A 20,350-nucleotide genomic window follows, 5' to 3' on the forward strand; every position below is an offset into this window, starting at 1 on the left:
TTCTATTAGCAAATATAAATAAAACCCTAAGGCATTTTTTACTGTAGATTAATCATTTGATTATAGTATCATTTTAATTAAGCCTATATTTGCAATGTTTATGAAATATAAAGCATTCTTCATACTATTAATTGTTATATCTAACCTGCTTGCTGCAGAACAGCCTGAAGAAAATAAAAATGAAAGCAGTATAAATCAAGAAGACGTATCGAAAAGCAACACTGATGCTGAAAAAACTTCTCCGCTTCTGAGCGAACTCAAAGAAATCACAGACCCAACAAATGTAATCAATAAAGAAGTACCTTCAAGTAATCAAACAAACCTACAGTCTGAAGAGGAGACTAATATAAAAGATACCAAAGCTCTAACAAGTCCTTTATCAGAAGAAAAAAAAGAAGAACCTGAAGAGAAGAAAATCAGTCACAATAATCAAACAAACCTACAGCCTGAAGAGGAGATTAGCAAAAAAGACACCGAACTTTCAACAAGCCAATTAACAGAGAAAAAGAAAGAAGAACAGCCTGACAATATAACACCTGTGAACAAAAAAAATGAAAAAAGCGAAAAATGGACAAAGCTAAACAAAGAAATAAAAAAACATAAAAGCAAGTCTATATATAAAAGACAATATGATAGCCTAAATGAGCACCTTCCTAAAACTATATTTACTGATGATTACAGTAAGCAATTTTTTTACTGCATCAAGAAGGGCAACTTAATTTGTCTAAGAGGAGTAATAAATAAGCTAGAAAAAATTGGATTAACAATTCAAGAAATACTAAGATTTAGAAATAAATTGGGTGATACTCCTCTAATTTATGCAGTGAAACAAGGTCAAATAGACACAGTTCGCTTTCTCTTATTACAAGGTGCTGATCCTAGAGTAGTTGATAATAATTTTAAGTCCCCTATTGAAATAGCAATCGAAAGGAATCAGATCAACATAATAAACGCAATTGCCGAAATGATGCCATACCTTTTAGAGGATAAAGAAATAAACAATCAAGAAAACTCAGAGATGTATAACTTTGCTATAAAAACAAAAGAAAACACGTGTGATGCAAAAGATAATTAGACTTTTGATATTAATTTTAGTTGGTCATTTATGCTATGGAGATGATGCAATCAATGATTTTTTAAGTGCTCTGCACGATGTAAAATACATATCTTACAATACAAAAGATTTTGCTAAATTTTTAGTACAGTGTAATAAAGCCAGCATACCACAAGATTTTAAGAAAGGTTTTGGTCCTAATTTAAATGGTGCTAATTTTAGTCAATTGTATTTAAGCAAATCTATTTTTGATGGAGTAAGTTTAATTGGTGCCGATTTTTCTAACACCGATTTATCAGATGTGTCTTTTATCGATGTTGATTTGCGTGGTGCCAATTTTTCCAATGCTAATTTACATGGCGTTAAAATAAAAGGCACAAATTTAAGTTTTTCAAAATTTGCTTCTACAAATTTAACAGATATCATATTTGATCAGTCTAATATCAGTTATGCTGATTTTATCAATTCTAATCTCAACAAAGTAAGTATGCGTAATATAATTGGTTTGCATACCAAGTTTTTGAATGTAAAAATGAATTTCTCCAATTTATCAAACTCAAGTGCAAGCTACATCAATTTTAGTGATAGTGAAATAAACGACACTGTTATGCAGAAAAATAATTTCGACAACGCAAGTTTCTTTGGAGTGGATGCACATAAGCTCAAGGTACAATTTTCTTCATTAAAAAATGCTAACATATATGGTGCAGAAATAAAAAAATCGGATTTTACAGGTAGCAATCTTTCAAACGCCTATTTTAATTCTTCCATTATAGTCAACAGTAATTTCGAAAAAGCCAATTTAAGCAATTCACAAATTTCCTATGTGAAAGGGGATAATTCAAACTTCATTAAATCTATACTAAATGGTTCCAAGATAAAACATGCATATGTTTTCGAAGCAGACCTTCAGGATGCTGATTTATCTAATATTGATTTTAGTTTTAGTGAATTGTATAAAGTTAATACCTATAACGCTAACATTTGTCATGGAAAGTTTCATAATACTAAAGTTGTGAATTCTGACATGAGTGGTTCGTTCTTTGATCATTCATTGTTTACCTCTGCAAAAATAGAAGATTCAGATCTTTCTAGAACTTCAATTTATAAGACAAAAATTAAAGACTCTCAAATTTATAATAGTACTCTTTCCCACCATAATATGGATTCGAGTGAGATAGAAAATTCAATATTCTTCAAATTATTAGCTGATAATTCGAGCTGGTCTAAGTCAAAAGTCACTAATTCAAACTTTATTGAAAGTGATTTCAAATCCTCCGTGTTTTATGATAATGCCTTTAGAAAGACTAGTTTTTTTCTTAGCAATTTGAATAATTCAACAGTGAGTGATGTCTCTTTCCTCTCTTCAAGCATATATAAAAGTTCAATTGCTGATATTCATTTAACAGATTGCAAATTTGATAATTCAATTATGATTGACAATCAGGGACAGAGCAAAATTACAGGTCTAGAGAGTGCTATAACTTCAATTAAAGATCTGCAAGAGAAAATATCGCAGGGTGAAAAATTTGATGTAAATTATTCTTACTTTGAGTTTAAAGATATGAATTTAGAAAATGCTATTTTTTCTAATTCAATATTAAGCAGAGCAAAGTTTGTAAACGTTAATTTGAATAAGGCAAATCTTGAAAAAGCCGATTTACGTTATACTGTCTTTGATAATTCCTCTCTTATTGATGCCAATTTATCAAATTCTAATTTAGAGGGCTCTAGTCTTTTAAACTTTGATTTAAAAAATACAAAGTCTTAAAAAAGCTCTATAATGTACTTGTTAAATAAAGAAAAATGACCGTAAAAAATGAGGGCATACTACTGATTCTATCCTCTCCTTCTGGAGCTGGAAAAACTACTATATCAGAAAAATTACTTGAGCAATCAACTGATTTAGTTATGTCTGTTTCTATGACTACACGCAAACCTCGTCCCGGTGAAGTAAACGGAAAAGACTATTTTTTCGTTACTGAAGAAAAGTTTCACGAACTATGTAAGGCTGGTCAAATGCTTGAATATGCCAAAGTTTTTGAGAATTTTTACGGTATACCAAAAGATTTTATAGAACAAAACCTGAGCAGTGGAATAAGTGTTTTACTGAATATAGATTGGCAAGGAGCATTTCATTTGTTTGAAATCTTAAGAGAAAAAGTTGTAAGTGTTTTTATACTACCTCCCTCAATGGAAGAGCTTAGACTGCGTCTACAAAGGCGTAATAGTGATGATGAAATTGAAATAGAGCGTAGATTAGCCGAAGCGCAAAAAGAGATAAGTAAAAGTAATAAATATGATTACGTAATAATTAATGATAATCTTGATAAAAGCGTAGAAGAGATAAAATCAATACTAAGTAAAGGAATGCTTAAAAAATTAGAAGAAAAATCAAGTTTGAAAGATCTATAAAAATATTTGTTTATCTCTTTTAGCAGCATTCACGCTTCACAGTTTAGCCACATTTATTATTTTTTAAGATAAAATAGTTAAAATAGTAGACAAGTGCTAAAGTGGGGATTTGACTATGACAATAGATTTTCTAATAGAAACTAGTTTTCTGCCTTTTCACCTATATTTCGATAACATCTAGCTCAATTTAAAAGTTTAATACAATTCGTTAACGCCAAATAGCTTTTAATATTGAGGTTTTAATATGAGTATAGATTCAAGTGTATTAGTTAGTAATGCAAATAAACTAGACAAATGTATAAACAAAAATGAAAAACAAGATAAAAAAGACAAGCAATTGTATAATATTATAGAGAGAAAGGTAAAAAAAGAAAAACATAAGCATGAAAAACCAAGAAGTCGAGATGGAACACTCAAGGAATGTAAAAGGTTATTTAAGGAAGGCGCTAGTCCTGAAGTATTAACTAAATTAGAAGAATCGCTTAGAGAACAGGAAAAATATCACAGATATTATGTCCAATGTTTCCTTCCAGTGCTAGGTGAAGTAATAGAACGATCGAAAAGAATATCAAATGAAACAAAAAAACAAGTAATTTCTGAAGTCACTAAAAGTTGTTTTAGTAGGTACAGCGAACAAGACAGTGGCTACGGTAGCGATTTTGAAGATGAAATAAACGGAATATCAGATTCTGATAGCGATTTTGAAGATGGAATAAACGGAATATCGGATTCTGATAATGACGTTCAATTACTAAATGCAATCCAAAATGGAAACAACAGGAAATTTAGAAAATACCTAAAAGATTGCACAAATATCAGTGGCATAACAGATGAAAAAGTAAATAATATTTTACACCTTATTGCATCGCTCAAAAAGAAACAAAAGCTTAAGTTTCTAGATACCTTGATAAAAATAGCTAACGAGAAAAATTTAGTACAACTTGTTGATAGTGAAAATCAAGAAGGAAAGACTCCTTTTCAGGTAGCACTAATTAACAAGATAATAAAAGGGAAACATGATTCTCACACAATCCAAGATAACGATAACACACTTAAGTTTCTTGCAAAATTGTTAAAGTATGGAGCCAAGCTAAGCTTACCTACAGAGGATTTAGAAAAATTATCTAAAAAGCAAAATGAATACTATCTTAAATTTTTAGAGAAATTGGCTGAGCGAAAACCAGAAATAAAAACAAAAGTTGAAGAAGTTATAGCCCATACCATAAATACTCCAGATAGTAATGATAATTATCAACTACATTTAGCAATTAAAGATAAAGATGAAAAATCTTTTAAGGAATTATTGAAAAAAGGAGCAGATATTAACCTTAAAGATGCAAATGGCAATAATGCTTTACACCATATTGCCTTGCTGAGAGGGAAGCAAAAAGTTACATGCTTGAAATTAATATCAGCCTTAGTAAAAGAAAGAAAAATATCTGAAGATAAATTAGATGAAGCTATAAAAGCAACTAACAGGCAAGGAAATACACCTCTAGAATTAGCACTAAAGAAAAAAGCAGAAAAAAAAAGTATCGAATACCTATCGCAAGAAACAATTTTTGATTTAGCAACTAATTATGATAATACAACAAAGTTTTGTGCAGCATTATTACAAAACGGTGCTAACCCTGATTCTTTATGGTTAGAAGATCCAGAACTCCATACTAAAAAGTACTATTTAACTTTACGAGATCTAAAAGATTGTTCAAGCACTCCACAGAAAGCACAGGAGAAAGCTAAAGAACTAAAAGAGAAGCTTGAGGAAAAATACCACTGTGGAACTGCTTCGAAAAAATGTCAATCAGGCATTAAAAAGCTAGGTTCTGGTGTAAAAAAAGGAGCATCTGTTGTATGGAAATGCATTGATCCGGGCAGGAGAGCTAGTGTATTGTTAGCAATCACAGTAGCAACTACTATTATTACAATGGTAACACTTTCTTGCTTTCAAGGACAAATTGCAATTGGAGCAGCGTTACCCATCATAGCTATAACAGGAGTGGTCTGTCTGATATTCACTTTGGGACTTAGCGGCATTAGGAAGTCTGTTAAGGAATTAACCAACGATAAGCAAAGCCGTAAAGATGATCACCTAGCTGCAAAACAACCTGAAAATATTACTGAACAACAAAATTTAGCTAACAACTCAGCAGAGCAAGAAGTACAAAGATCGTCAAATCAATCGGAGCATACAGAAAGCCCAGCTACTCAAATGAGCTATGTATCAATACTACGTCAATTTATAAATAAACCAGATGGGTTAACTAATAAATTCTCTTTTCCGGGGCGATGAAATCAATCTCATCGCTCAGAGTTTTTTCAGCAACTTTTTTATAGTCAATTTCTACACTAACTTGGCTTTTCTCTTCTTTAAGCCATGCTATAGTATGCTTCATCCAGTTTTTATCATCACGTTCAGGGAAATCTTCACGAGCATGAGCACCCCTGCTTTCCTCGCGATTAGCTGCGCATTCCATGGTAATAACTGCTTGTGGAATCATATTGGCAAGCTCCAGAGCTTCAACCAAATCACTATTCCATATCATACTACGATCTTCAACTGCAATGTTAGGCATCATTTTTGCTACTTCTTTTATAGCTTTTTTACCTTCCTCTAAAACTTCAGCAACACGGAATACCGATGCATATTTCTGCATAGTGTGCTGCATTTCACTTCGTATTTTTGCTACTTTGAACTCTCCGGAAGCAAATCTCATTTTATTAAATCTATCTACTATCCAGTCTGTGCAGTCTGAATGCAATTTTTTATGTGGTGTATCAGGTTTCAATTTTTCTTTTGCCCTAAGCGCGGCAGCTCTACCAAAAACCACAAGATCAAGAAGCGAGTTAGAGCCAAGTCGATTTGCACCATGTACAGAAACACATGCTGCCTCTCCTATTGCAAATAATCCTTCTACCACTTCTTCTTTACCTTTTTGCAACGTGATCACTTCCCCATGATAGTTGGTCGGAATACCGCCCATGTTGTAGTGAACAGTTGGAATAACAGGTATCGGATCTTTAGTAACATCAACTCCTGCAAAGGTTTTTGCTGTTTCACTAATACCTGGCAATCTGAGTTTGATCACTTCCGGATCAAGATGCGATATATTCAAGTACATGTGATCTTTCTTTGGCCCAACTCCCCTTCCCTCTCTAATTTCAATTGTCATTGCTCGACTTACTACATCACGAGAAGCCAAATCTTTTGCCTTTGGCGCATAACGTTCCATAAACTTCTCACCCTGAGAATTAACGAGGTACCCACCTTCACCGCGGCATCCTTCCGTCATCAAGCACCCTGAGCCATATATTCCTGTTGGATGAAATTGCACAAACTCCATATCTTCAAGTGGCAACCCAGCTCTTACCACCATGCCATTACCATCACCTGTGCAGGTGTGTGCACTTGTTGCAGAAAAATAAACACGTCCATAACCACCTGTTGCTATTACCACAAAATGTGCACGAAATCTATGCAACGTACCATCACACAGCGACCAAGCTATCACCCCACAGCATGTCCCTTTGTCCATAATCAAATCGATTACAAAATATTCGACAAAAAATTCAGCGTTAAATTTAAGACATTGCTGATATAGAGTATGAAGAATTGCATGCCCAGTTTTATCTGCTGCTGCACAAGTACGCTGAGCCGATTTTCCTTTACCAAAGTGAGTTGTCATTCCACCAAAGGCACGCTGATATATTTTTCCATCTTCCGTACGAGAAAAGGGTACACCAAAATTTTCAAGTTCAATCACAGCTTTGGCAGCATTTTTACACATATACTCTATTGCATCTTGATCGCCAAGCCAGTCTGAACCTTTTATTGTGTCATACGCATGCCAGCGCCAATCATCTTCAGCAATGTTGCTCAAGGCTGCACTAATTCCGCCTTGTGCTGCAACTGTATGACTCCGTGTAGGGAAAATCTTAGAAATACAGGCAACTGAAAAATTAGTTGCAGCCATTCCAAGTGTTGCTCTAAGCCCTGCTCCACCTGCACCCACTATCACCACATCATACTCATGCTCTATGATTTCATACGCTGACTTATCCATATCCACTTATTTTATCATCACAGGCTTATAATATCACAGAAGTAGAAAAAATCTATACAAGTTTTCTGGATGTAAGCTTCTGAAACAAATCTATAGTAAACGATGTAATAACAACCATAGGGCGTCATGAAAGTAGCTGAAATTGGAATGACACTATCATAAAGGAATAAGTGTAGTTATTTGCATAACATTGATGACTTATGCCTATTTAATTAGATCTAAAATTAGATAGAAAAAGGTAATCTTGATAAAACTCATTTACAACAAGTTCTCTCGCACTTGAATTTTCCGTTTGCACTTTTTTGTATCCTAATTTATGGCTTATTGAATCTTTATATGAACTAACTGCTTTATATATCTTACTTACCTCTCCTGGAAAGATACCACCAACAATTATAACGCATAACCCTGCAACTGTTGCAAAAGCTAGAGTTAAACTTTGCCTCCAGTTAGCTTTTTTTTCTTGTATACCAGCAGGGCACAATTCACTTGACATTTCTTTTAGATACTCATGCCACATGTGATTGCAGTTTGTACATTTCACTTTTCTTCCAGATTCACCTATTTGCCCACGAGATACTAAGTAAGTTTTAGTACAATTATGACATTGTATTTTCATAGTGCTTACGTATAAAATAATATAAATTTGATATCAATATGTATATAATAAATGAAAAATTTGCAACTAAAAAATTACAAGATGAGATAGAAAATATTTGGAAAGATAAAGAAAAACTTAACGACTATAATCTAAAACACGAAGCAAGATTAATAATCAAAGAGGTAATTGAGTTACTTGACAGTGGTAAAATTAGAGTAGCAGAAAAGCTATCAAGTGGAGAATGGATAGTACATAAGTGGATAAAGCAGTCAATATTATTACATTTCCTCACTGAGGAAAGCAAAATAATAGACAACACCAATTGCTGGTTTGACAAAATCGGTAGTAAGTTTAGTGAATGGAATGAAGAAAAATTTTACCAGTCAAAAATTAGAGCAGTCCCTGGATGTTTTGTCCGCCAATCTGCTTACATAGGTAAAAATGTTGTTCTAATGCCAAGCTTTATCAACGTTGGTGCATACATTGATTCTGGCACAATGATAGACACTTGGTCAACAGTTGGTAGTTGTGCACAAATAGGAAAAAACTGTCATATTTCCGGTGGAGTGGGAATAGGAGGAGTTCTTGAGCCTATTCAAGCTTCTCCAGTCATTATAGAGGATAATTGCTTTATTGGAGCGCGCAGTGAGGTAGCCGAAGGTGTCATAATAAGAGAAGGATCAGTCCTTAGTATGGGGGTGTTTATTGGAGCATCAACAAAAATTATTGACAGAGAAACAAGCAAGATATTTTATGGTGAAGTACCACCTTACTCTGTAGTTGTATCAGGATCTACTCCACCTAAAAACAACATTTCAACCTATTGCGCAGTTATAGTAAAAAAAGTGGACGAGAAGACGAGATCAAAAACTTCTATAAATGAAATATTGAGAATCTAACTACTTACCGTCACTTTTTTTATCATTATTACTAACTATAGTAATGGCATATGCGCATAATTCTGGAAAAGAGATCCCGTTTTCTTGAGACAACTTGTATAATTTTTGCAAACTTTCTTTAACTTTATTAGGAATGTTTCCTCCACGCTCCTTTGCAAGCCATGAATCTTGATGGTGAATTGGATGAGTATCACCCTTTGGATTTCCTATATATACTGCAAAAGGTGCATTCTGTCCTTTGAAATCACACTGTACAGTAAATTTTTTTATAGACTCAGCCATTTAAAGACCTCTACTTTTCTTTTTAACCGATTTTATAGAAGATACAAGAGGTGGTTTTTTGATAAAATCTTGCCTATTAAACACACTTTCTTTGCCTTCTAAAGCTCGACGAACATCGGCTCTGCTTAGCTGTGACTCTTTTGCTACCCTCATTCCATGCTTTACCATAATATTAGTATATGCTAACACTTTTTTTACTAACTCTAGATCACCATTCAACATTTGAACCAATGCTTGAAATACCTCCGCTAAAGTTAATCCATCAGCACTTACAACCTTATTTTCTACAAAATTGATAGCTTCTTTAAATTTATATTCAATACCATCATCTTGAGGTATAAGGGTAACATAATCCGTATCTTGATTGTCCATAACCAAAGCAATACTACTCATATGTTTTTAAACTTATATTATATATATAAATACTCCACTATTTTATAGTATGGCACGCTATAGTTAAATGTTTATTAATAATATGCTCACTTATATACACGAATTAATTGATAAAAGCCAAGGATCAATATCTATCAGCGATTTCATAAGTGCTGCTCTATATCATAAAGAGTACGGTTATTACATGAATAAATTACCACTTGGCAAAGATGGTGACTTCATTACTGCACCTGAAATTAGTCAGCTATTTGGTGAAACAATTGCAGTGTGGATAATGAATACATGGGAAAAATTAGGAAAGCCATCAAAATTTTCTCTAGTTGAACTTGGACCAGGTAAAGGAACACTCATTCACGATATAATAAGAGTTACTAAAAAATACAGCTGTTTTTTTAGCTCAATGAACATTCACCTAGTTGAAATAAGTCCTCTTTTACAGAAAATACAAAAGGAAAAATTAAAGGGATTAGATATTAATTGGCACACAGATGTCGACAACTTACCAAATCAGCCAACTATTTTTTTTGCAAATGAGTTATTTGACGCCCTTCCAATTGACCAATTTATTTATCGTGATGAGCAGTGGTATGAAAATAGAGTAATAAAACAAGATGATGGCAGTCTTTCATTGTCACTCCAGTGCTTAACCAGACCAAAAACTGGATTCCAGACTGGAATGACAGGGGGTTTCAATGGTGCAGTAGTGGAAGTATGCCTAGCCGGAATCGAAATATTAAAGAAACTTGAGAATAAGATAGTCAATAACGGAGGAGCTGCCCTGATTATAGATTATGGTTATGTATATCCTGAATATAAGAGCACTTTGCAATCGATAAGGCAGCATAAATATACTAATTTTCTTGAAAACGTCGGTAATAGTGACATCACTGCACTTGTGAACTTTCAATCATTAAAAGATTCATTAAGGCACGTAAATTGTGAGATTTTGACTCAAAGAGAATTTTTACACCTTTTTGGTATAAAGGAAAGAGCACAAGCTTTAATGAAAAATGCAAGTAATGAACAGAAGAATAAGATCTTCAGTGAATTTTTAAGGTTAACTGAAAATATGGGTACTCTCTTTAAGGTAATGCTGATTCACCATTTGTAGTCTTGTGTAGTTCTTATGTTAAACATACAAATACTAAAAAATTTACAGAATAAAAAAGGTAAAAAAAACGTATCTGTTCAGCAGAGTAGCAAAATAAGATAGACAGATAAGACTATCATAGGAACAAATAGGTGTCATGAAAGTAGCTGACACTGGCACGACAACAAAAAAGTTACTCAAATGACACCCTTTTGATGCACAATTTTTGGTGCATCACGTACTGATTTTCATCCAAGACGATGTCATGCAAGTAGCTGACACTGGCATCCAGCCTTTTCGCGCAAAAAACGTTGTAAAGTGTTTAGTTGGATCCCAGCTGGAATGACACTTGGTTATGCAAGAAATCTATTGTCAAAAAAAATTACTTCCGCATATTTTGAATCTGATTATAATGACAATTAGAGATATTTTAAGAGCTCAAAATCTATCTTTGTCTGCAGACTTTCAGTTAACTTTTCAATAAAAAACGTAGCGTATCTTTTTCAGCGGTCTGTCATATGTGCGCTGCATTTTTTTCTAATCTTTTTATACAGGAGGATTTTATGTCCAGAATTCCAGATACTTGACCTTTACTTTAGCTAATAACAGGCGCCTGTGATTTTTATAAAGAAAGTGTAGGAAAAACTGTTTCCAGGCATAAATTTGCCATGTATACCTAAAAAGTAATTATATTAGCATAATATTCATACTTATATGCCAATATTAATATTCTTTGAATGGAATACGAAATTAATGTTGAAAAAATATGTACCAAAAAATTTATGTGGGATCTATGCCGAAGCTCAAATTGCATGACACCATTTATTTTTATGGTTTTGTCTATTTTATTTTGCCACTCTGCTAAACGGATACATTTAATTCCATTTTTATCGAGCAGATAATTGTCATATATTAGCTTATACCAATTCCCACTATGCAAAGAACAGATAGACAATAATGGGAAAGAAGTGATAATAAAGTAGATAAAATAGAGAGGTATAAATGGCATTAAGGTCAAAACTATTAGACGAAAAAGTTGTAAATTTGGCGAAAGAAATGTTAAAAAAGGTCAGAAATAACGCATATGTTTCAAAAAAGTTACAAGCGGTGATAGCAGGAAAAGAAAGTAGTATAAGCGCTGTGGCAAGAATATGTAAAATTTCAAGGACTGCTTTGACTGAATGGATAAAGCATCTAAAATTTGGTAGAGTAGAAAGATTATTTGCCCCGTCTCAGCGGCGAAGAAAAAGCAAATTAAAGAAAAATCAACGTGAGCAAATTGAAATATGGGTAGAAAGAAATCCAAATATTACTATTAAGGAAGTGCAGATAAAAATCTCAGAGGAATTTGGCCTAAACATTAGCAAATCAACAGTGCACCGTGAGATACAAAGGATGAAATTTTCTTATATAACACCGAGGCCAATGCACCATAAACAAGATAAAAACAAGCAAGAAGAGTTTAAAAAATACTTCAATAAAATAGTCAATTCCCACCCTGAAAAAGAGGTGTTTTTTTGATGAATCACGATTTGGAACTCATTCAAAAATCGGACACGGATGGTTTAAAAAAGGGGTCAGAACGCAGGTTAAAATGAAAATTGGTAGACAAAATTTCTATATCTACAGTGCGGTAAATCCAAGAAGTGGTAAGAAAATCAGCCTACTTGCTCCATATGTAAACACTGATTGTATGAATATATTTCTGGAGCAGATGTCGAAAGATTTAGGCACGAAAAAAGCCTTTCTTGTAATGGATTGTGCAAGTTGGCATAGATCAAAAAGTTTGAAATTTCAGGAAAACATTACCATTATATACTTGCCTCCTTATTCACCGGAACTGAATCCTGTTGAGAGGTTGTGGCAATATATCAAATACAATACTTTACGTAACAGAGTCTACGATACCATAGGCTTACTTGCAGATGTTCTGTGTAATTTTATTGTCAGTATTTCCAGCACTACTATTAAACGAGTTTGTAATGTTTCTTATTTGTTCGATTAGTAATGGAATTTGGTATTAGTTCTCCTGTTATACTTAAATATAAATCAGCATAGCCCTAATTTTTTTATATATTTTACTTCTTTCTCTATATTTAATAATAGGCTTGAAAATAAATGGTAAACCTATAATTGTTAAGCTTAGAGCTAGGATTGAAAGTACACAAAAGGCTTTGTGTTTACTATGTAGCTCTTTCAAGTAAAGCATCAAAAACCTACAAAATTTTTTGTAATTTTCTTCAATATTTTTTTTGCTATGAGCCTTGTCAATAAACATATCTATTGCAGTATAATCATTACTACAATTAATTGCCCCTTTTTCTATTAATAGCTGAGCTATATCAAAATAATCCTTTTGAATAGTAAGATGCAGAGGTGTAAAACCTTGTTGATCACAAATATTCATATTGGCTTTTACTGCTAACAACATTCTTACAATTTCTACATGGCCTTTTTTAGCTGCAAGTAGCAGAGGAGTTCTGTTGCATCTAGTGACGGCATTAACGTTTACCTTAAGCTCCAATAAGAACTTAACTGCTTTAGTATCACCATTATAGCTAGCTTTATGTAACCTGGTGTTACCGCTACAATCTTGGTCATCTGCTTCTATTCCCTTTGAAACAAGAAATGTTACCATTTGCCTATTATTATGCTTAATAGCGCAATCCAGTGCATCAAAACCATGTTTATTTTTTGTGCAAATAAACTCTTTTAACTTAGCTTTTGCTTGCTTTACAATAAGCTTTACCAGTTGCATTTTGTTGTTATATGCTGCTAGAAAAAGCGTAGTATTATTTTCTGCATCTTTTGCTTCTATGTTTGCACCTTTCTTTATCAGATATTCTATAATCTCTGCTCTACTTTCATAATGTGTAGTACATTGATAAATGGTCAAAAATAAAGGAGTACGAAAGTTGTTATCTTCACATTCAAGATTTGCTCCGCTATCAATTAAAATCTGGACGCTCTTTTTAGAACCGTATAATGAAGCTATGTGAAGAGGAGTATAGCCTTCCTCAGCATCTTTTTCATTAATTTTTGCGCCTTTTGTTATTAAAAAATCCATTAATTCTGTGTCATCTTGTAGTGTAGCAAGGTGAAGTGGAGTAAATCCATTTTTATCTCTAGAATTAATTGTCAATTGATTAACAAGAAGTTTAGCAATTTTTTTGTGTCCATGCATAATAGCATAATGCAGTGGATTTCTATTTTCATTGTCCACAACATTAAAGTCAGCTTCGTGCTCTAATAATGATTTTACTCCAACTAAATCGCCTTCTTTTGTAAACTTATGCAAGAGAGTGACTCCGCTTACATCTTTTGAGTTAATATCAAATCCACTTTCTACCAATTGATGTATGTCTTCCTCACACGCCATACCATTTTAATTAAACCCTTTTCGCATTAACAATACTCCCACTTAATTAAGTTTGAATGAATCTGTAAGAGAGATATAAACGTTAGGGAGATTTGCGATAAACGGTAAGAAAAAGGGCAGAAAGTCAAAATCTATCTAACACAACTAAATTTTACCTGCTTTTTTTGTACTCTATCTCTACTTTTGCATTTACATTTGCTGAATCACTTTCCTGCTTTACAATAAGGAGATCCATATGTTTTCTATGTAGCTAAGTAAGAAGAATCTTTGCTCGAACTTGTACATTTTGAAATATTTTTACAAAACTCTATAAAATCATTCACTGCCTCGTTCTCATTCTTAACCTCAACCTTTTTAGATTTAAGATCTTTAAGTACATTATTGAAATCATCCATGTTCACTGTCACTTTTAGCTCTTCATCTTCTGACTCTTCTTCGCAAATCTGATCTACAGCATGAAGTTTTGCTTCATTTACCAAATTTTCTAGATCAGCTCCTGAAAAACCATTAGTTTCTTCTGCAAGTTTTGCTAGATTTACATCTGGTGCCATTGGCACTTTTTCCGTATAAAGACCCAATATTTTTTCACGTAGGCTTTTATCTGGTAAAAGAATTTCAATATGTTTAGAGAGGCGACCTGATCTAATTACTGCTTCATCTAAACTTTCTAGACGATTAGTTGCAGCAATGATTGTCACGCCTTCTATAGGATTAAAACCATCAAGCTCGCATAAAAACTGATTTACAATTCGGTTGTGTTCTTCATCACTTCGTCCACTATTACTACGTTTTGTACAAACAGCATCTATTTCATCTATAAAGACTATGCAAGGAGCATTTTCTCTCGCTTTTGCAAAAAGATCTTTTATGTAATGCGCGCTGTGTCCAGCATATTTTTGCATACATTCAGATCCAGAAACGCTAATAAATTTAGCACTAGCTTCACATGCAATTGCACGAGCAATAAGAGTTTTACCATTTCCAGGTGGACCGTATAAAATATAGCCTGTTGGCATTTTGCAACTTAGCATTTCAAGAGCTTTCTTCTTCTTCTCTGATATATGACCACAAATCATTTTTAACTCTTTTCTTACTTCCTCTGAAACAATAACATCATCAAGTGTTACTTTTTTCTGCTTGTCTGGATCAACTATCTCTATTCTAGAAGAGCCTTTTATTGCACAAACAAGATCATTTAATTTTTTTGAGCGCGTTGCTTTATTAACCGATTTTTTTTCATCACTCACTTCTTCAATATTTATTATGTTTGAATCTTGCTCGTTTTTAATCTCATTTTTAGCATCCAATTCAGCCGCTTTGTACGTAATATATTTAGCTATAGATGCAAATGCATACAAAATACTTACACACAATAACACCTTTAATACAGGCACATCAGGTACAATTAAATTAACCGCAACAATTGATGTTGCCATAGCAGCACCTAACAACAACATTGAGCCAAAAACGATATAACCTTGAATTTTCGCTTTTTTCAGCTGCATTAAGTATCCAGAGCCATTAGGATGCTTGAATGCATAAATATTCACTGGAGTTTTACCATGAAAATTCTTTAACCAAGGATCTGCATTTTTTCTTATTAGAATTGATATTGTTTTTCTACTTCCATTATCTGCAGCATAATGCAAAGGGGTATTGCCCTCTTTATCCATTACATTAACACTTATTCCTTTATTTAAGAAAAATTCTACTACTTCAACATGACCATTTTCAGCAGCTAAATGTAAAGGAATCTTCTCGCGCTTACTATCTTTCTTATTAACATCAGCTCCTCCTGCTACCAGGACTTTTGCTACGTTTTCAAAGCCACCTCTAGCAGCTACGTGCAACAATGTAAGTTCTTGACTAAATAAATGATTTACATCAAATTTAACTTTCTTCCACTCTTCATGTAGATCTTGATTCTGTTTCTCTAGTTCTTCTTGTATTTCCTGAATTATATTATCTTCATTTAAATCTGTCTTATCGTTAATTATACTCAGTACTTCTGCTAGTAATTGATCACTTGTCATAATCTCATCTTTAATCTTAAATGATATATTTAATTATTATATAATTAAAATAAAAATTCAATATTTGTTTTAAACAAGTTAATAATTGGATTGTGAATAGCAAATTAGATCCAAGTAGCCCCATCTCACACTACTGTCATCCCAGTGCCCAGACACCAGCCTTTCTTACCAACAAAAACTTAGCATAACTTTTGTTCTCAAAAAATTTCTGGATTCCAGTGGGCTTTGTTGCACAGCTCTTCGGATAGTGGGTAATGTATAATAAATTCATGAAGCTATATCAAACTTAGCCATGCCTATTTCAGTAAATTTGTTAAGCAAATAACACTTGAGTAGCAGTTCCTTCTCACGATTAATCTCAGATTTATTCCTAAAACTAAATCCAAATATTTGCTTCAGTCGCGAGAAAAAACTTTCTATATAAGATCTCTTCCAATAATTTATCTCTTTTTTCCACCTCTTCATACCATCTTCATCATATGACTTTATGAGCTTGATTGTAGAATTTCTCTCATTCATATAATCCAACTTTGGATGCTCTACTGCATTATTTTGCGGAGGAATCCTTGTCTTTATGTCAAGCTCATCGCACAGTTTGTATAACTTCTTTCGATCTATCTGCATATATCGTGCTTATGTTATACTTGGTATCCACTCTTTCAATAAGATCACAGGCTCCATAGTGGTCGGAATAAACTCCACTACTGTATTTTGCAGCTATAACTTTTTTACTACCTATCTCTAGCATTACATCTTGTTTGCTCATAGCGGCGATACTTTCTATCTGTACCATTTGCCTTACTATGGCCTGGAATATTATTGTAGATGCTGATACCTGTACTATCTATAGCAATTTCAATATCTTCCATATCGTTCTTATCAACTCTGCAGTCGTTGATTTTGATATTAAGCTTTTTAAACCTTCTTGAAGCCTGCGAATAGCTGATAATTTGCAAAATTTTCCCTATTTGCTCAAGATATTTCTCTATAAATCCCACTGTTTGCCTAAGACCAATCCTGAATAGATAGGTTATTATGTGAATTAGAATCACTACTTTGTCGCTGTAGACATTGTTGCCACCTGCTACTTTTGGACTATTTTCGTACCAATTTTCAATGGCATCGTTGATATAATGAAAAACATTTCCCCTTTCTTGAAGAAATTTGTTATATTCATTGCAGTTACTGACTTTCATTCTTATTGGCATATTTTTCCTTTGTCGGCTAAATATCTATTTTATAACAAATTCCATCAGTAACTGCCTGTTCTTTCCTTGAGTGGTGCAACAAAGCCTACTGGAATTCAGGAATCAAGAAGCCAGTGTCAAGCACTGAGATGACACCGAATGGGCTACCTAAACGACAAGGGGCTGTTTGAATAGCACCCTTCCGGTGTCTCAAACTACAACAGTTGTGAATAGAGAGTAATACGAAAAATTATACAATCAACGAACTACCTGTCATTTCATTTGGCTTTTTGAGTCCAAGTAGCTGTAAAATAGTAGGAGCAATATCAGATAATTTTCCATCTCTCAGTTTTAAATTTTCACAAGATATAATAAATGGAACTTTATTTAGAGTGTGCGCTGTGTGAGGTGTATTATTTTCTTCATCGAACATACATTCCACATTACCATGGTCTGCTGTAACAATGAGTGCAGTATTACCCACTTCTTTGACAACGCTGAGTACTTTTGCAAGGCAATCATCTACAGCGAGCACAGCTTGCTCGGCTGCTTTTATATTACCTGTGTGTCCCACCATATCAGGGTTAGCGTAGTTTACAACTATCAGCGCAAATTCTTGAGAATGAATTTTTTTTACAAGCTCTTCTGTGAGCTCAAAGGCTGACATTTCAGGCTGCAGGTCATAAGTTTTAACTTTTGGTGAAGGAATGAGTATTCTTTCTTCACCAGAAAAAGGTTCTTCTCTTCCACAATTAAAAAAGAAAGTCACATGCGCATATTTCTCAGTTTCTGCAATGCGCAGTTGCCGTAATTTATTGTCTTCTATTATCTGTCCCAAAGTGTTGGCAAAAGATTCAGGAGGAAAGAGATAAGGGATTTTTAAGTCCGCTTTATATTGCATCATACTTAAAATTGAAGAGAATTTTGCCACTTCAGTATAGCCTGCTTTACCAAGACAAATACTTGCCAATTGTATCATTCGATCAGCACGAAAGTTAGCCAATAGCAATCCATCTTCTGGTTTTATACCTTGATAATCGCCTATTATTGCGGGCCTGATAAATTCATCGGTTATATTATTTTGATAATTTTCATCAATAAGCGATACTGCATCATCATAACGAGGCGCCTTTGCAAATGCGATGGCTTCATAAGCTTCAATTGTTCTTTCCCACCTATTATCACGGTCCATAGCATAATAACGCCCAGAGACAGTGGCGATTCTTATATCATTTTCCTTTATGCTTTCTGTAAATTCTTGAATGCATCTTTTCCCTGAATTTAGCAGTGTGTCTCTGCCATCTAAAAATGCGTGTATTACAACTTTAATTCCGCGCTGTGATATCTTGTTTGCTAAAGCTGAAATGTGCTTTTGATGCGAATGAACACCGCCATCTGATATCAATCCCATTATATGGCATATGCCATTCTTACTTTTTAGATCATTAATAAAATTCTGTAGATTTGCATTATTTTCTATCGTTTCGATTGCTTGATTAATACGCTGAAGGCTTTGCATTACCACTCTACCGCTACCAATATTCATGTGACCAACTTCTGAATTGCCTATTTGGCCTTCTGGTAATCCAACATCAGTTCCACAGGCAGATAAACTGCACTTTGGATAATTAGAGCTAATATGTTGCCAACAAGGTGGATTTGAATTGCTAATAGCATTGTATTTACTATTTTCTATTCCATTACCCCAGCCATCTAGTATACATAAAACGACTGATTTAAAGTTCATATAGAAGTTAACATCGAAACCCTCAATGGTACCAAAAACAAACTCTTCTCACAACTTTTGTGTTAAAATAAGAGATAGAAAAAGCTGCTTGGAGGCAATGGTATATGAAGTTTTTCATAAAATATTTTATTAAAGTGATTGACAGTTGCTGAAGTGTTTACTAAAACACTTGCATAGCTTTAATAGTGAGGTCAAATGAGTTATAGTCAATATGTAAAGGATAATACTTTAGCAACATCAGGTGCTATAATTAATGTTGATAGATTAGTAAACTTTTTAAAAAGCAATACAAACATTACAAGACTTATTTTACGATGTTCAAAAATTAATTATGAGGTTATAAAAGAATTAGCTCAGCTTTCTCATCTTACTTCACTTGATCTAAGTTGCAGTTATGTTGGTACAGAAGGTGCAAAGATTTTAGCAAGCGGGAATCTTATAAATCTTACTTCGCTTGATTTAGGAGGAAACGAAATTGGTGATGAAGGTGTAGAGGCTTTAGCAAGTGGAAATCTTACAAGTCTTACTGAGCTTAAATTATATGATAATAAAATTGGCGATAGGGGGGCAAAAGCTTTAGCAAGTGGAAACCTTCAAAAGCTTATTTTACTGAGTTTAGGATGGAATGAAATCAGTAATGAAGGTGCAGAGGCTTTAGCAGCAAGTGGAAACCTTAAAAATCTTATTACACTTAAAGTATATGATAACAGCATTAATTACAGAGATGTACAGACTTTGGCGAGTGGAAATTTGGTGCGTCTTACTTCGCTCATTTACAATTATTGCAGTATTGATGAAACATTGCCAAAAAATGTCCTTCCTCAATTAAAAAGGAAATGTAATAAAAGAAAAATAGGAGAGGAGCCAGATAGCAAGCTAAGTGAAGCGCAGACATCTTTGCATTTTGACAGTAAAGGCTTTAAAACTATATAACTTCACACGTTTTGTCTGTTTAAGAGACAAAAAAAAGGTAGTGAATTTTGGGCTAAAAGTGAAATGTACAGATTGTATAAAATAGTGCTCCCCGGGCCGGATTCGAACCAGCGACCAATTGGTTAACAGCCAACTGCTCTACCACTGAGCTACCGAGGAATAAACTGCTTTCAACTTATCACATTGAACGCCGATTGTAAACGATTTTTATGTAGACTTTAGACCTAGATATCATTCCAGTGCATGGAGCTGTAATCTAGTTCTTATTACCTG

General features: G+C 33.6%; 15 protein-coding genes, 1 tRNA gene and 1 pseudogene. 8 read left to right on the top strand and 9 right to left on the bottom strand.

Annotated elements, in window-relative coordinates:
* Nucleotides 1–100: 100 nt before the first annotated feature.
* From OPR35_RS05790 to OPR35_RS05805, 4 genes are all read left to right on the top strand, one after another.
* A complete protein-coding gene (locus OPR35_RS05790) occupies nucleotides 101–1,075 on the top strand; it encodes an ankyrin repeat domain-containing protein (protein ID WP_264684956.1) in 975 nt (324 codons plus the stop codon).
* Entirely contained in the window at nucleotides 1,059–2,825 is a 1,767-nt protein-coding gene (locus OPR35_RS05795) for a pentapeptide repeat-containing protein (RefSeq protein ID WP_012481880.1), read from the top strand. The genes OPR35_RS05790 and OPR35_RS05795 overlap by 17 nt, the downstream gene beginning before the upstream one ends.
* Nucleotides 2,826–2,860: 35 nt before the next feature.
* On the top strand, nucleotides 2,861–3,469 hold the full coding sequence (gene gmk, locus OPR35_RS05800) for a guanylate kinase (protein WP_007302097.1): 609 nt from the start codon (nucleotides 2,861–2,863) through the stop codon (nucleotides 3,467–3,469).
* 244 nt (nucleotides 3,470–3,713) lie between these two features.
* A complete protein-coding gene (locus tag OPR35_RS05805) occupies nucleotides 3,714–5,762 on the top strand; it encodes an ankyrin repeat domain-containing protein (RefSeq protein WP_213864019.1) in 2,049 nt (682 codons plus the stop codon).
* Here the strand turns inward: OPR35_RS05805 and sdhA are convergent.
* Nucleotides 5,734–7,533, bottom strand: a complete 1,800-nt coding sequence (sdhA, locus tag OPR35_RS05810; protein ID WP_012481881.1) for a succinate dehydrogenase flavoprotein subunit — start codon at nucleotides 7,531–7,533, stop codon at nucleotides 5,734–5,736. The two genes, OPR35_RS05805 and sdhA, sit on opposite strands and share 29 nt — an antisense overlap.
* Nucleotides 7,534–7,741: 208 nt before the next feature.
* Nucleotides 7,742–8,152 carry a zinc-ribbon domain-containing protein gene (locus OPR35_RS05815; protein ID WP_007302100.1) on the bottom strand — a complete coding sequence of 137 codons (411 nt, stop codon included), beginning with the start codon at nucleotides 8,150–8,152 and terminating at the stop codon, nucleotides 7,742–7,744.
* A gap of 38 nt (nucleotides 8,153–8,190) precedes the next feature.
* Between OPR35_RS05815 and dapD the strand changes: the two genes are divergently transcribed.
* On the top strand, nucleotides 8,191–9,033 hold the full coding sequence (gene dapD, locus OPR35_RS05820) for a 2,3,4,5-tetrahydropyridine-2,6-dicarboxylate N-succinyltransferase (RefSeq protein WP_264684957.1): 843 nt from the start codon (nucleotides 8,191–8,193) through the stop codon (nucleotides 9,031–9,033).
* On the opposite strand, the gene OPR35_RS05825 is transcribed toward dapD, so the two are convergent.
* Nucleotides 9,034–9,315 (bottom strand): DUF2610 domain-containing protein, encoded by a 282-nt coding sequence (locus tag OPR35_RS05825; protein WP_007302102.1) that lies wholly within the window; start codon nucleotides 9,313–9,315, stop codon nucleotides 9,034–9,036.
* On the bottom strand, nucleotides 9,316–9,708 hold the full coding sequence (locus OPR35_RS05830) for a hypothetical protein (RefSeq protein WP_264374965.1): 393 nt from the start codon (nucleotides 9,706–9,708) through the stop codon (nucleotides 9,316–9,318).
* Nucleotides 9,709–9,790: 82 nt separating this feature from the next.
* Between OPR35_RS05830 and OPR35_RS05835 the strand changes: the two genes are divergently transcribed.
* Entirely contained in the window at nucleotides 9,791–10,819 is a 1,029-nt protein-coding gene (locus tag OPR35_RS05835) for a class I SAM-dependent methyltransferase (protein WP_029237556.1), read from the top strand.
* Between the two features lie 981 nt (nucleotides 10,820–11,800).
* A protein-coding gene (locus tag OPR35_RS05840) for an IS630 family transposase (protein WP_230608967.1) occupies nucleotides 11,801–12,803 on the top strand; the annotation gives its coding sequence in 2 pieces (ribosomal slippage) (nucleotides 11,801–12,310 and nucleotides 12,312–12,803; 1,002 coding nt in all).
* 33 nt (nucleotides 12,804–12,836) lie between these two features.
* Here OPR35_RS05840 and OPR35_RS05845 read toward each other — a convergent pair.
* The 4 genes and pseudogenes from OPR35_RS05845 to gpmI form a co-directional block, all read right to left on the bottom strand.
* Nucleotides 12,837–14,177, bottom strand: coding sequence for an ankyrin repeat domain-containing protein (locus OPR35_RS05845; RefSeq protein WP_010406927.1), 1,341 nt, complete (start codon nucleotides 14,175–14,177; stop codon nucleotides 12,837–12,839).
* Between the two features lie 242 nt (nucleotides 14,178–14,419).
* Nucleotides 14,420–16,210, bottom strand: coding sequence for an AAA family ATPase (locus tag OPR35_RS05850; protein WP_214303213.1), 1,791 nt, complete (start codon nucleotides 16,208–16,210; stop codon nucleotides 14,420–14,422).
* A 267-nt stretch (nucleotides 16,211–16,477) separates the two neighbouring features.
* Nucleotides 16,478–17,418, bottom strand: a pseudogene (locus OPR35_RS07575) (IS5 family transposase).
* Between the two features lie 229 nt (nucleotides 17,419–17,647).
* Nucleotides 17,648–19,144 (bottom strand): 2,3-bisphosphoglycerate-independent phosphoglycerate mutase, encoded by a 1,497-nt coding sequence (gene gpmI, locus OPR35_RS05870; RefSeq protein WP_264730570.1) that lies wholly within the window; start codon nucleotides 19,142–19,144, stop codon nucleotides 17,648–17,650.
* 195 nt (nucleotides 19,145–19,339) lie between these two features.
* Here gpmI and OPR35_RS05875 point away from each other — a divergent pair, with 195 nt between their 5' ends.
* Nucleotides 19,340–20,077, top strand: a complete 738-nt coding sequence (locus OPR35_RS05875) for a leucine-rich repeat domain-containing protein (RefSeq protein WP_213864013.1) — start codon at nucleotides 19,340–19,342, stop codon at nucleotides 20,075–20,077.
* A gap of 87 nt (nucleotides 20,078–20,164) precedes the next feature.
* Here OPR35_RS05875 and OPR35_RS05880 read toward each other — a convergent pair.
* Nucleotides 20,165–20,236: transfer RNA gene (locus tag OPR35_RS05880), tRNA-Asn, on the bottom strand.
* Nucleotides 20,237–20,350: the final 114 nt, after the last annotated feature.

Source organism: Wolbachia endosymbiont (group B) of Protocalliphora azurea (assembly GCF_947251865.1).
Lineage (GTDB): Bacteria > Pseudomonadota > Alphaproteobacteria > Rickettsiales > Anaplasmataceae > Wolbachia.

Bases quoted from the DNA above. Each gene is read 5' to 3' on its own strand.
- OPR35_RS05815 (WP_007302100.1), bottom strand. From the start codon at position 8,152: ATGAAAATACAATGTCATAATTGTACTAAAACTTACTTAGTATCTCGT.
- OPR35_RS05790 (WP_264684956.1), top strand. From the start codon at position 101: ATGAAATATAAAGCATTCTTCATACTATTAATTGTTATATCTAACCTG.
- OPR35_RS05845 (WP_010406927.1), bottom strand. From the start codon at position 14,177: ATGGCGTGTGAGGAAGACATACATCAATTGGTAGAAAGTGGATTTGAT.
- OPR35_RS05835 (WP_029237556.1), top strand. From the start codon at position 9,791: ATGCTCACTTATATACACGAATTAATTGATAAAAGCCAAGGATCAATA.
- gmk (WP_007302097.1), top strand. From the start codon at position 2,861: ATGACCGTAAAAAATGAGGGCATACTACTGATTCTATCCTCTCCTTCT.
- OPR35_RS05805 (WP_213864019.1), top strand. From the start codon at position 3,714: ATGAGTATAGATTCAAGTGTATTAGTTAGTAATGCAAATAAACTAGAC.
- sdhA (WP_012481881.1), bottom strand. From the start codon at position 7,533: ATGGATAAGTCAGCGTATGAAATCATAGAGCATGAGTATGATGTGGTG.
- OPR35_RS05830 (WP_264374965.1), bottom strand. From the start codon at position 9,708: ATGAGTAGTATTGCTTTGGTTATGGACAATCAAGATACGGATTATGTT.
- OPR35_RS05850 (WP_214303213.1), bottom strand. From the start codon at position 16,210: ATGACAAGTGATCAATTACTAGCAGAAGTACTGAGTATAATTAACGAT.
- dapD (WP_264684957.1), top strand. From the start codon at position 8,191: ATGTATATAATAAATGAAAAATTTGCAACTAAAAAATTACAAGATGAG.
- OPR35_RS05795 (WP_012481880.1), top strand. From the start codon at position 1,059: ATGCAAAAGATAATTAGACTTTTGATATTAATTTTAGTTGGTCATTTA.
- gpmI (WP_264730570.1), bottom strand. From the start codon at position 19,144: ATGAACTTTAAATCAGTCGTTTTATGTATACTAGATGGCTGGGGTAAT.
- OPR35_RS05875 (WP_213864013.1), top strand. From the start codon at position 19,340: ATGAGTTATAGTCAATATGTAAAGGATAATACTTTAGCAACATCAGGT.
- OPR35_RS05825 (WP_007302102.1), bottom strand. From the start codon at position 9,315: ATGGCTGAGTCTATAAAAAAATTTACTGTACAGTGTGATTTCAAAGGA.